Consider the following 12304-nt stretch of genomic DNA (forward strand, 5'->3'; position numbering starts at 1 on the left):
GACCAGATGATCCCCGACAGCCCCATCGGCCCCGGCATCGGCGAAGGCCTGCCCGGCGACGGCCGCCGCACCCGGCGGCCCACCGCCCCGCCGCAGTACGTACTCACCGAGGACACCCCGGTGTACGTCATCTCCGTCGCCGCCGAACTCTCCGGCCTGCACCCGCAGACCCTCCGCCAGTACGACCGCCTCGGCCTGGTCAGCCCCGACCGCACCGCCGGCCGCGGCCGTCGCTACTCCGCCCGCGACATCCAGCAGTTGCGCGAGGTCCAGCGGCTCTCCCAGGACGAGGGCATCAACCTGGCCGGGATCAAGCGGATCATCGAGCTGGAGAACCAGGTCGCCGCCCTCCAGTCCCGCATCGGCGAACTGGCCGACTCCCTCGAAGGCGCCGCCAGCGCCCTCCAGCAGCGCGAGGCCGCCGTCCACGCCTCCTACCGCCGCGACCTCGTCCCCTACCAGCCCCCCGCCCAGTCCAGCGCCCTCGTCGTCTGGCGCCCCAAGCGCTGAAACTTGGCTGAACACCTCCGGCCGCCGGCTCCCCTCCACCCGGGGGGTGTCGGCGGCTCGGTCTTGGTGAGAGGGTGCTGTCAGCAGACGCACATCGAGGCTGCACGTCGACTCCGAACCGCGTGAAAGGCGCCTATGATCCCAGCCGGGACCGACATGTCCAGCCCTCGTCCGGATCTGTACAACACCAAGGAGCCGCAAATGCCAGAGACGGCCGAGCCAGGGCTCACGTCAGGCGGGCTCGGTGTTCTCTCGGCCGATGCCCGAAAACTCTATCTCCAGGTGGTCGGCGATCATGGCCGACTTACGCGCCAAGAGCGGGTAAAGGCCGAGACCAAGCATCTGCAAGAACTCCTCGATATCGGCCTGCTGGTGCCCGACACGGACGAAGCCGATGTGCTCATCGCGGTCGACCCCCAGCAGCTTTCCGCCGGCCTCATCGCGTCGTGGCAACGCAAGGCGCTCGACCTCTTGTCCCGGGCGGAGGAACTGCCGACCGACTTGAAGGAGTTGGCGGAGGCCTTCAACACCCCGATGCAATCCGGGGGAAGCATCGAATACGTCCGGGGAAAGGCCCTCATCAACCAGCGGCTCAGCCAACTGGCGAACAGCTGCACCGAGGAGTTCCTCGCCGCACAGCCCGGGGGACCCCGCCCGCCGGAGGCCCTCGCCGGAAGCCGTGACCGTGACCTCGCGCTGCTCCAACGAGGTGCGTCGGCCCGGACGATCTATCACCCGAGCACCCGGTACCACCCGGCCACCCGCGACTACGTCCTGGCGATCACCGAAGCGGGCGGACACGTCAGGACCCTTGACGAGCCGTACGCCAGACTCATCATCGTTGACCGACGGACCGCGATCATCCCGGTGGCGGACGATCTGAACGTCGCGGCGTTCATCCACGACCGCGCCATCATCGACTTCCTCGTCTCCGAGATCTTCGAGCGGCACTGGAGCCACGCGCTGGAATTCGACGGAGCCCGTGTCGTCCCGCAGCAGGTGATATCAAGCCTGCGGCAGACGATCATCGACCTCTTGCTCAAAGGCACCAGTCACCGTGTGATAGCCCGCAGCCTCGGGATCAGCGAGCGCACGCTCGCACGGCACATAGCGGACATGAGAGAGGACTACCAGGTGGATTCGCTCTTTCAGCTGGGATACGTGCTCGCTCGCGCCGCTCAGCACCGGGATCCGGACGCCCCTGCCTAGGTCGTCGAACCGGACGGCCCGACCCCGCGTCGCAACGCGGGATCCCGGCCAGGTCCGCCCCGACAACCGAACTGTCCCCGTCTCAGGTCCAGTTGCTGTCGTTCTCCAGCGACATGCCGCCGGTCTTCGCCTGCTGGGTCACCGAGGCCCCTCGATCCACCGAACCGCCCTTGGCGGCCTGGAACTGAGCGCCGCCGGCCAGTACGGCGATAACCACAGCGACCGTGGCCGCCGCGATGCGAACGTGTCGGATCATGCGAGGCACGCGATCACACCTTCCAAAGAGTCGCAGTGTCGAAGCAAATTGAGGACGTGTCCTTCAACCGCCCACATAATGCCGCAGTATCGACGTGGATGCCACAGCCCCCCTTCGGGGGGAGTGCGTCATCTCCATGCCAGGCATGCAGATGCCACCGTGCGGGAGTGGACTCGGTCCCCGCCAACGATGGACGATCAGTTCGCTCCCGATGGTCCCGGCAAGCTCACCACACTTGCCGATGTACCTTCAATCCAGTCTTTTACCTACTCATGACGAGTGCCCGCCAAGCGGCTCTCGACATCGCCTGCCTGCTTAACCCACCGGGCCCGGTGAACCCGGTCAGCCACTCCCCCGGAGTCGACAATGAGTGAGCCCTACCTGCGAGAGCACGCTGGACAGGCCCCCGAGGGCCGGCGTGCACGTGTGTTTCTGGCCGCGCCGCTGATGCGGTTGACCGGGCCGGCGGACAGTGTGGTGACCCTCGCCAGCCGGACTCGGCTGACGACGCTTCGCACCACCCTGCTCCGTAGCGGTGCCGCCGTGTACAGCGCGCACCACAGTGATGCCTGGACCGTCGCCGGGCAGGCGCCGGAGCCCCGGGTGCCGTCCGACTTCCGGGCCCTGCAGTCCGCGGACCTCGTGTTCGCCTACGTCGGGGCGCCGCTGTCGGCCGGGGTGAGCCTGGAGCTGGGGTGGGCGTCGGCGCTGCGGAAGCCCATCGTCCTCCTCGTCGACGAGGCCATCACGCACAACCCGCTGATCGCCACCATCGAGCAGGTCGCCCCCGTCCTGCCGCTGGTCTTCGACGACACCTGGTCGCAGGAGGCCCTCAACCACACCGTGGAGACCGCGCTCGACTGGGCCGGCATGGCGCTGTCCCTGCGCGAGGGCTTCTGGACCGCCCCCGGCGAGCAGTTCAACGTCCCCCGGCAGCAGCCCCCCGTCGCCGGCCGGGCCGGCTACTGGCCGACCAGCGCCGCCACCGGCTGAGCGACGCTCACCCACCGGACTCCCCGTCCCCCGTCCGGGCTGCCCGCATCTGCCAGCCCAGTTGGAACAGCGTCTCCGCGTCGTACAGTTCACGCAGCCGGGCGATGTGACCGGCGACCGTCCGCTCGCTCAGCCCCAGACGGTTGGCGATCGCCCGCTGCGTGAGCCCCTGCGCGAGCAGGCGGCCGACCTGCTCGTGGATCACGGGCTCCGCCCCGCCGACGGCGAGCGCGGCCCAGTTCACACCCTCGGCCTGCCGCCAGTGCAGCTCGAAGTCCCGCACCAGGAAGTCGACCACGGCCGGATCCTCGACGAAGGCCGCGCTGCCGTGGTCCGAGGCGGCGGGGATCACGGCGACGGCCCGGCCGAAGATCATCAGCCGGGTGAACGAGACGGGCAGGACCCGGATCGCGGCGCCGAGCTCGGTCGACCTGGCGGCGAAGGCGACCGTCGCCGGATCGAGCCGGGCTGACACCTCGTAGATCGTCCGCAGCGTGCCGCCTCGTGCGAGGTGGCGTCGGCTCTGCTCCAGCCCGTCGTCCATGAGCACCGAAGGACGAGCACCCCCGGGCTGCATGGCGAGGGCCTCGCTCGGATGGTCGTTCTGCACCTGGGCGATCCGGTGGCGGATCTGCAGCATTCCGGCGACGTACTCCACCCCGGGCGAACGCTCGGGGTGGCAATGCGGCACCGCGTCGTAGGCCTGGGTCAGGTCGTCCAGCATCCTCGGCAGGAGTGCCGCCCGGGTGATCAGCCGGGCGCCCTCCTCGCGGAGTTCGGTACCGATCCGCTCACCGACGGCTCGCGGGTTCATCGCCGAGTAGACGCCGTCCGCGACCCGCAGGACGAGCAGGCCGAGGTCGGTGAGCTGCTTCACCACCGCCTCGTCCTCGGGACGGATCTCGCCCACCCGGATCCGGCCGCCCTCACCCAGGATCGCCCGGTAGAGGTCGCGGGCGGCGTCGTCGGGGAGGTCGAGTACGGGTTCAGGCATCGTGCTCTCCTCTCATCTGCCAGCCGAGCTGGAACAGCGTCTCGGCGTCGTACAGTTCGCGCAGCCGGGCGATGTGGCCGGCGACCGTGCGCTCGCTGAGGCCGAGGCGGGTGGCGACGGTGCGCTGGGTGAGGCCGCGGGCGAGGAGCCGGACGATCCGGGCGCCGGTGGGGTGCGGGGGGTCGAAGTGGCGGTCGGCGGGGGTGGCGCGGGCCCAGTCGCGTTCGAAGTGGGCGACCAGGAAGGCGACGGTGGTCGGGTCGGTGATGAAGGCGGCGCGGCTCCTGTCCTCGGCGGCGGGGATGACGGCCACCGTGCGGTCGAAGACCATCACCCGCTCGTACGGTTCGGCGAGGACGCGCACGTGGGCGCCGTACCTGGTCCTGAGGTCGACCTGCCGGAGCACGGTCCGGTCGGCGAGGGTGGCCGGCTGGTAGATGGTGCGCAGGGAGCAGCCGCGCTGGAGCAGGGAGAGGCCCTGGGGCAGGGCCATCTGGAGGCCCTCGATGGGGCGCGGGCCCGGTTGGGCGGCCAGGACTTCCTCCTTGCAGCCCGAGGTGAGGTCGGAGATGCGCTGGCGGATGTCGGCGTTGCCCTCGACGTGGGTGGTGTCCGTCGTGGGGGCGGTGGGGCGGCGCAGGGCGTCGTAGGCGTGGGCGAGGGGGCCGAGGGCGGTGGGGAGGCGTCCGGCCTGGAGGAGCAACCGGGTGGCGCGGGTGCGGAGTTCGGAGCCCAGGCGGTCGCCGAGGGAGCGCGGGTTGGCGACGGTGTAGCCGGCGGGGGTGGGGGTGAGGAGGCCGCGGGCGACGAGGGCGGCGAGGGCGGGCCGGTCGGCGCGGGCGAGGTCGTCGGGGTGGAGGCGGCCGCCGTTGCGGACGGCGGTCAAGTAGAGGGCGCGCTCGGCGGGGCCGGGTTCATCGGTCATCGCGGGCGCCTCTCATCAGCCAGCCGAGTTGGAAGAGGGTCTGGGCGCCGTGGCGGTCGCGCAGGCGGGAGATGTGGGCGGCGACGGTGCGTTCGCTGAGGCCGAGGCGGGTGGCGACGGCGCGCTGGGTGAGGCCGCGGGCGAGGAGCCGGCCGACCCGGTCGGGGGTGGTGCGGGTGGGGCCGAGGGCGGCGGCGGTTTCGGCGGTGTCGGCGCGGGCCCAGTCGCGTTCGAAGGCGCCGACCAGGAAGGTGATGGCGGCCGGGTCGGTGAGGAAGGCGGCGGTGCTGTTGTCGTCGTCGGCGGAGATCACGGCGACGGTGCGGTCGAAGACGAGCAGCCGTTGGAACGGTTCGTCGAGGACGCGGATGAGGGAGCCGTGCCGGGTGACCTCCTCGGCGTAGGCGAGGGCGGGCGGGTCGGCGAGGGCGACGGGCTGGTAGATGGTGCGCAGGGCGCAGCCGCGCTGGAGGAGTTGGACGTCCTGGAGGAGGGCGACCTGCAGGGTGTCGGCGGGGCGGTGGCCGGGTTGGGCGGCGAGGACTTCGGAGCGGCAGTCGGAGACGAGCTGGGAGATCCGCTGGCGGATGTGGACGTGGCCCTCGACGTAGACGACACCGCCGGCCCGGCCGGAGGGCCGGGGCATCGCGTCGTAGGCGCGGGTGAGGCCGTCGAGGGCGCCGGGGAGGTTCTCCGCGCGGACCAGCAGCCTGGTCGCCTCGCTGCGGAGTTCGGCGCCCAGGCGGTCGCTGACGGAGCGTGGGCTGATGGCGGTGTAGCAGTGGTCCATCGGGTTGGCGATGAGCAGGCCGAGGTCGATGAGCTGCTGGAGCGCCGCCTGGTCGGCGTCCTGGGTGTCGGTGAACGGGATGCGGCCGCCCTGGGCGAGGATCACCAGGTACAGCTGCCGGGCGGCCTCGTCGGGCTCCTCGCCCGGGGGCTGTCCGTGCTGCGGCATGACCGCCGGTTCCGCCGTCACGTCGCACACTCCCCTGCCGGACGCTTCTCCCTCGTTGCCGCCTCCGCGCCGGCCGGCGCGGGGCTCGGCGGTCACGGTACCGGGCTGACGACGGCCTCCGGGGCCCGGGTGCCGTCGCACTCCGGGGTGCCCGGGGCCGCCGTCGCCACGCCATGCCCAGGCGCTTCCGTCGAGGCGGAGCAGCAACGCCTCGACGGCTCCGGTTCCGGGGGCCATCACCACACATGGCGCCCCGGCCGGCGCTCTTCCCCCCCGTTTCACGCGTGCGGGACGTTGCACCCGTGGTCAGTTCCGAAGAGCAAGTCGCCACCACCGGGCTGCGGTGCCCGGACGGCCTGGCGTGACTCCACCTTCACAGCGTGACGGCCGGTGAACAAGTGTCGCCCGAGTGCATGTTCGCGCAATTGCAGCTATCCGCACGGCGGGTGGGGCGGGACGGGTCGAGCGGTGGGCCGGGTTCCGGTAAAGGCCGAGGCCAGCGGGGTGCGCGGGTGGCGCCCGCCCGTACGATCGGTTGGCCGTGCACGGTCAGGATGCAGGTGCGGGTTCCTGCAACGGCAGCGCCCGTCCGGGCCGGCGGGCGGAGTGCCGGTGAACCCACGGGCGGTGAACCCACGGGCGGTGAGCCCGCGGGCGGTGAGCCCGTGTGCCCGCAGGCGGTGTGCCCGTGGGCTCGTGGGCCCGTGGCGGTGTGCTCAGCGCGCCAGCAGCCGCCCGCGGGCGAGCCCGGCGGCGGTCCCGCCGGCGGCGAGCACCCAGGCGGTGGCCAGCAGCAGGTAGAGCCCGGCGGCGATCGCGGTGAAGCCGCCGAACCCGGTGTGCCGGGCGAGCGCGGAGGCGCCGGTGACGCAGGTGCCGATCGGGAAGGTGTACGCCCACCAGGTCATCGCGAACGGCATGCCGGCCCGGCGGGCGCGCAGGTTGGCGGTGAGCGCGACGGCCAGCCAGAGCATCGCGACGCCGAGCACCGCGACGCCGTACAGCTCGGCGAAGGGGAGCATGGCGGGGGCCAGTGCGGGCAGCACCGGGCGGGCGGCGTCGGCGAGTTGGTGGACGGCGGTGACGGACTGGCCGAGCGGGCCGAGCACCAGGAACAGCGAGGGGGTGAGCACCAGGGCGGGCAGCTTGCTGTGGAACAGCCCGGTGAAGACCACCGGCAGCAGCACCAGGGTGGCCAGCAGGCCGATCCCGAAGAGGGCCCAGCAGGCGTACAGCATGGCCTGCTGCGACAGCCCGGCCGGCAGGTGCGGGATGAGGGCCGGGCCGGTGGCGGAGGCGACCAGCGGGGCGACCACCGGCAGCAGCCAGGTCGGGTTGGCCTCCAGGGCGGAGACCGGGTGCCGGGTGATCATCAGGTACGGGATGCCGCCGGCGACGGCCAGCGCGTACAGGGTGCCGACGCCCCACAGCACGGCGTCGACGGCGACCGCGGGGCCGGTGCCGATCACCCGGGAGCCGAGCAGCAGGGTGCCGAGGCCGACCGAGAGCAGGGCCATCGGCGGGCAGCCGTAGAAGACGGCGGTGGCCGGGTTGTCCAGCAGTTGGGCGCGGGCGGCCTCGCGGTACCGGGTGAGGTGGACCAGCCGGGCCGCGCCCAGCACCAGCAGGGCGGCGAGTCCGAGCGCCCACATCACCTCGCCGAAGCCGATCAGCCCGGGCAGCCGCACCGGCAGGACGGCCGCGCCGTTGCCCAGGATCGCGGTGCCCATGACGGCGGCGTACCAGTTGGGGCCGAGCTGGGCGAGGTCGAGGCGGGCGAGGCGGGCGTGCAGCGGGGAGCGGGTGAGCGGGCGGACATCGGCCAAGGTGGACATGGTTCCACCGTGCCGCCCCGGAGGGGCCTCCGGTAGCGCCGCGGGCTCTATGAGGACATAGCCTGGACCTATGGCCCTCTCCCCCCGCGTCCCCGAGCTCGGCGCCCTGGAACTGCTGCTCGCGGTGGCCCGGCTGGGCAGCGTCGGGCGGGCCGCGGCCGAGCTGGGCGTGAGCCAGCCGACCGCCAGCGCCCGGATCAAGGGCATGGAGCGGCAGATCGGCGTCCCGCTGCTGGAGCGCTCCCCCCGGGGCAGCAAGCCGACCGAGGCGGGCCGGCTGGTGGTCGAGTGGGCCCGGCAGGTGGTGGAGGCCGCGCAGGCGCTGGACGCCGGGATCGACGCGCTGCGCGAGCGGCGGGACGCCAAGCTGCGGGTGGTGGCCAGCCTGACCGTCGCCGAGTACCTGATGCCGGGCTGGCTGCTGGCGCTGGCCGAGGCCAGTCCGGGCACGGCGGTGACGCTGCGGACGGCGAACTCGGCGGAGGTCGCCGGGCACGTGCTGGCCGGGGATGCCGACCTCGGCTTCGTCGAGGGCCCGTCCACCCCGCCCGGGCTGGCCGGCGCGGTGGTGGCGGCGGACCGGCTGGTGGTCGTGGTGGCGCCCGGCCACCCGTGGGCGCGCCGCCGGACGCCACTGACCGGGCCGGAGCTGGCGGCCACCCCGCTGGTGCTGCGCGAGTCGGGCTCGGGCACCCGGGAGGTGCTGGAGATGGCGCTGGCACCGTACGGGGGCACGGTGCGGCCCCGGCTGGAGCTGGCCTCGTCCACCGCGCTGAAGGCGGCGGCGATGACGGGGGCCGGGCCGGTCTGCCTGAGCGAGCTGACGGTGGTGGAGGAGCTGGCCACCCGGCGGCTGGTGGCGGTCCCGCTGGCCGAGGGGCTGGACCTGCGGCGGCCGCTGCGCGCGGTGTGGCCGGCCGGGCAGCGGCCGAGCGGACCGGCCCGGGAGCTGCTGGGACTGACCCGCCGGACGCCCCGCGCGCAGCGGCCGCCCCGGACGAAACAGGCGTGGAAAACTTGAGCGGAATAGACTCAACTTAGTGCATGCTGTAAGTAGCAGCATTGAAGGACGACGAGGGAGGACCCCCCAGCAGTGGACGCCAGCAAGTTCACCACCAAGACGCAGGACGCCCTGTCCGCCGCGATCCGGCAGGCGGGCGCGGCCGGAAACCCGGACGTCAAGCCGGTGCACATCCTGATCGCCCTGCTGGAGCAGCCCGAGGGCATCGCCCGGCCGCTGCTGGAGGCGGTCGGGGCGAACGTCACCCGGATCGACGCCGAGGCCCGCCGCCAGCTGACCGCCCTGCCCAGCGCGATGGGCTCGACGGTCGCCGCGCCGCAGCTCGCCCGGGACACCCTCGCGGTGCTCACCGAGGCCGGCAAGCGCGCCGACGACCTGGACGACCAGTACGTCTCCACCGAGCACCTGATGGTCGGCCTGGCCGCCGAGGGCGGGCCGGTCGCCGAACTGCTGGCGCAGCAGGGCGCGACGGCGAAGGATCTGCTCGCCGCGTTCAAGGACGTGCGCGGCAGCGGCCGGGTCACCTCGCCGGATCCCGAGGGCACCTACAAGGCGCTGGAGAAGTACGGCGCCGACCTGACCCAGGCCGCCCGGGACGGCAAGCTCGACCCGGTGATCGGCCGGGACCAGGAGATCCGCCGGGTCGTCCAGGTGCTCTCCCGCCGGACCAAGAACAACCCGGTGCTGATCGGCGAGCCGGGCGTCGGCAAGACCGCCGTGGTCGAGGGTCTGGCCCAGCGCATCATCGCCGGCGACGTGCCGGAGTCGCTGCGCGGCAAGCGGCTGGTCGCGCTGGACCTCAGCGCGATGGTCGCGGGCGCCAAGTACCGCGGCGAGTTCGAGGAGCGGCTGAAGGCCGTCCTGAACGACATCAAGCAGAGCGACGGCCAGGTCGTCACCTTCATCGACGAACTGCACACCATGGTCGGCGCGGGCGCCGGCGGCGACTCCGCGATGGACGCCGGCAACATGCTCAAGCCGATGCTGGCCCGCGGCGAGCTGCGGATGGTCGGCGCCACCACGCTGGACGAGTACCGCGAGCGGATCGAGAAGGACCCGGCCCTGGAGCGCCGCTTCCAGCAGGTGCTGGTCGGCGAGCCCAGCGTGGAGGACTCGATCGCCATCCTGCGCGGCCTCAAGGGCCGGTACGAGGCGCACCACAAGGTGCAGATCGCGGACGCCGCACTGGTCGCCGCGGCCACCCTGTCCAACCGCTACATCACCTCCCGCTTCCTGCCCGACAAGGCGATCGACCTGGTCGACGAGGCGGCCTCCCGGCTGCGGATGGAGATCGACTCCTCCCCGGTCGAGATCGACGAACTCCAGCGCTCCGTCGACCGGTTGAGGATGGAGGAGCTGGCCCTGGAGAAGGAGTCGGACGCCGCCTCGATCGACCGGCTGGCCCGGCTGCGGCGCGATCTCGCCGACAAGAACGAGCAGTTGAGCGCGCTGACGGCGCGCTGGGAGCAGGAGAAGAAGAGCCTCAACCGGGTCGGCGAGCTCAAGGAGCGGCTGGACGACCTGCAAGGAGCGCTCGAACGGGCCCAGCGCGACGGGGACTTCGAGCGGGCCTCGAAGCTGATGTACGCCGAGATCCCGGCCGCCGAGGCAGAGCTCACCGAGGCCCAGGAGCGGGCCGCGGACCAGGACGCCTCCGCCTCGATGGTGAAGGAGGAGGTCGGCCCGGACGACGTGGCCGACGTGGTCGCCTCCTGGACGGGCATCCCGGCCGGCCGCCTGCTGGAGGGCGAGAGCGCCAAACTCCTGCGCATGGAAGAGGAGTTGGGCCAGCGTCTGATCGGCCAGGCGGAGGCCGTGCGGGCGGTCTCGGACGCGGTGCGCCGCACCCGTTCCGGCATCGCCGACCCGGACCGCCCGACCGGCTCGTTCCTCTTCCTCGGCCCGACCGGCGTCGGCAAGACCGAACTCGCCAAGGCCCTGGCGGACTTCCTGTTCGACGACGAGCGGGCCATGGTCCGGATCGACATGAGCGAGTACGGCGAGAAGCACTCCGTCTCCCGCCTGGTCGGCGCCCCGCCCGGGTACGTCGGCTACGAGGAGGGCGGCCAGCTCACCGAGGCGGTCCGCCGCCGCCCGTACAGCGTGGTGCTACTGGACGAGGTGGAGAAGGCCCACCCGGAGGTCTTCGACGTCCTGCTCCAGGTGCTGGACGACGGCCGGCTCACCGACGGCCAGGGCCGCACGGTGGACTTCCGCAACGCGATCCTGATCCTCACCTCCAACCTGGGCAGCCAGTTCCTGGTCGACCCGGCCATCCCGGAGGACCGGAAGAAGGCCCTGGTGCTGGACTCCGTCCGGGCCGCGTTCAAGCCCGAGTTCCTCAACCGGCTGGACGACATCGTGGTCTTCGACCCGCTGGGCACCGCCGAGCTGAGCCGGATCGTCGACCTCCAGGTGGCCCGCCTCGGTGACCGGCTGCGCGAGCGGCGGCTCACCCTGGACGTCTCCGAGGCCGCCCGCGACTGGCTGGCCCTCACCGGCTACGACCCGGCGTACGGCGCCCGCCCGCTGCGCCGGCTGGTCCAGTCCGCGATCGGCGACCAGTTGGCCCGGGCGATCCTGTCCGGCCGGGTGCACGACGGGGACACCGTCCTGGTCGAGCGGGACGAGGATGGCGACCGCCTCACCGTCCGCAGCCGCGGACCGCTGGAGAAGTAGCACCACCAACCCGGGCCGCCCGCACGACAGCGCGGGCGGCCCGGTCAACACCCCGTCCACACGACACAGTTGACGGTCGAAATGGTCGCCGATCCAGCCTGCGGCACCCCGCCCGGGGCGGCCTCCCGGCCGAACACGCTCCGTCACCATCGCCCCTTGCGCCGGACGTCGGAGCACCCCGGACGAAGATCGACGCGTGCCCGGGTGCCCCTGTGAGGCGGGCCCCGGATGAGGCAGGATGGGAAGTGGAAAGGGCGGCCTCTCATTGCCGGCCACCACGTGCACTGAGGAAGAGGACCCCATGAGCATCGACCCGTCGTCCATCCCGTCGTTCGGCGCGCCCCAGGGCGGCGGCCAGCCCGGCGGCCAGGGGCGGCCGGCCGGCCCGCCGCCGATCATCGTCCCGGACCAGGGCCTGGTGGCCCAGCTGCTGGACCAGATGCAGCTCAAGCACGTCGTGGACGAGGAGGGCGACCTCACCGCTCCCTGGGAAGGCTTCCGCGTCTACTACATGTTCCGCGGCGAGCAGAAGGAGCTCTTCGCGGTGCGCGCCTTCTACGACCGCGCGTACCCGCTGGAGAAGAAGGGCGAGATCCTCGACCTCATCGACGAGTGGAACCGTGAGACCCTCTGGCCCAAGGTCTACACCCACACCCACGAGGACGGCGTGGTCCGCCTGATCGGCGAGGCCCAGATGATCGTCGGCACCGGCGTCAACCTGGACTACTTCGTCACCACCACCGCCAACTGGACCCAGGCGTCCGTCGGCTTCGAGCAGTGGATCGTCGAGCGCCTCGGCCTGCAGAACGAGATCGAGGGCGAGGACGGCGAGACCCCCGAGGGCACCAACGAGGCGTGACCCCGCCCCGCACGCGAGCGCACGGCCCGACCACTCGGCCCCAGGTGGTCGGGCCGTCCTTGTCC

General features: G+C 72.4%; 11 protein-coding genes. 6 read left to right on the top strand and 5 right to left on the bottom strand.

What is annotated here, in order from left to right:
• The first annotated feature begins 6 nt into the window (after window positions 1-6).
• Window positions 7-510: a heat shock protein transcriptional repressor HspR gene (locus ACIPLC_RS03130; RefSeq protein WP_400470490.1), complete on the top strand. Its 504-nt coding sequence runs from the start codon at window positions 7-9 to the stop codon at window positions 508-510.
• A 201-nt stretch (window positions 511-711) separates the two neighbouring features.
• Window positions 712-1719, top strand: coding sequence for a hypothetical protein (locus tag ACIPLC_RS03135; RefSeq protein WP_363619452.1), 1008 nt, complete (start codon window positions 712-714; stop codon window positions 1717-1719).
• Window positions 1720-1801: 82 nt separating this feature from the next.
• On the opposite strand, the gene ACIPLC_RS03140 is transcribed toward ACIPLC_RS03135, so the two are convergent.
• Complete coding sequence (locus tag ACIPLC_RS03140) at window positions 1802-1975, bottom strand: hypothetical protein (RefSeq protein WP_400470492.1); 174 nt, start codon at window positions 1973-1975, stop codon at window positions 1802-1804.
• Window positions 1976-2452: 477 nt separating this feature from the next.
• On the opposite strand from ACIPLC_RS03140, the gene ACIPLC_RS03145 reads away from it, so the two are divergent.
• Window positions 2453-2968, top strand: a complete 516-nt coding sequence (locus ACIPLC_RS03145) for a hypothetical protein (protein WP_363619450.1) — start codon at window positions 2453-2455, stop codon at window positions 2966-2968.
• Between the two features lie 7 nt (window positions 2969-2975).
• Here the strand turns inward: ACIPLC_RS03145 and ACIPLC_RS03150 are convergent, their stop codons facing one another.
• The 4 genes from ACIPLC_RS03150 to ACIPLC_RS03165 form a co-directional block, all read right to left on the bottom strand.
• Window positions 2976-3962: a LuxR C-terminal-related transcriptional regulator gene (locus ACIPLC_RS03150; RefSeq protein ID WP_363619449.1), complete on the bottom strand. Its 987-nt coding sequence runs from the start codon at window positions 3960-3962 to the stop codon at window positions 2976-2978.
• Window positions 3955-4887, bottom strand: coding sequence for a helix-turn-helix domain-containing protein (locus tag ACIPLC_RS03155; RefSeq protein WP_400470495.1), 933 nt, complete (start codon window positions 4885-4887; stop codon window positions 3955-3957). The genes ACIPLC_RS03150 and ACIPLC_RS03155 overlap by 8 nt, the downstream gene beginning before the upstream one ends.
• The gene (locus ACIPLC_RS03160) at window positions 4877-5866 is read right to left on the bottom strand and encodes a LuxR C-terminal-related transcriptional regulator (protein ID WP_400470498.1); all 990 of its coding nucleotides are present in this window, start codon (window positions 5864-5866) and stop codon (window positions 4877-4879) included. The genes ACIPLC_RS03155 and ACIPLC_RS03160 overlap by 11 nt, the downstream gene beginning before the upstream one ends.
• 695 nt (window positions 5867-6561) lie before the next feature.
• Entirely contained in the window at window positions 6562-7680 is a 1119-nt protein-coding gene (locus tag ACIPLC_RS03165; protein ID WP_400470501.1) for a TDT family transporter, read from the bottom strand.
• 70 nt (window positions 7681-7750) lie between these two features.
• On the opposite strand from ACIPLC_RS03165, the gene ACIPLC_RS03170 reads away from it, so the two are divergent.
• From ACIPLC_RS03170 to ACIPLC_RS03180, 3 genes are all read left to right on the top strand, one after another.
• Window positions 7751-8701, top strand: a complete 951-nt coding sequence (locus ACIPLC_RS03170; RefSeq protein WP_400470504.1) for a LysR family transcriptional regulator — start codon at window positions 7751-7753, stop codon at window positions 8699-8701.
• Between the two features lie 72 nt (window positions 8702-8773).
• Window positions 8774-11380, top strand: a complete 2607-nt coding sequence (clpB, locus tag ACIPLC_RS03175; protein WP_400470507.1) for an ATP-dependent chaperone ClpB — start codon at window positions 8774-8776, stop codon at window positions 11378-11380.
• A gap of 301 nt (window positions 11381-11681) precedes the next feature.
• Window positions 11682-12239 (top strand): YbjN domain-containing protein, encoded by a 558-nt coding sequence (locus ACIPLC_RS03180; RefSeq protein ID WP_400470510.1) that lies wholly within the window; start codon window positions 11682-11684, stop codon window positions 12237-12239.
• The last annotated feature ends 65 nt before the right edge of the window (window positions 12240-12304 follow it).

The sequence above is a fragment of the Kitasatospora sp. NPDC086801 genome (assembly GCF_044745805.1).
Lineage (GTDB): Bacteria > Actinomycetota > Actinomycetes > Streptomycetales > Streptomycetaceae > Kitasatospora.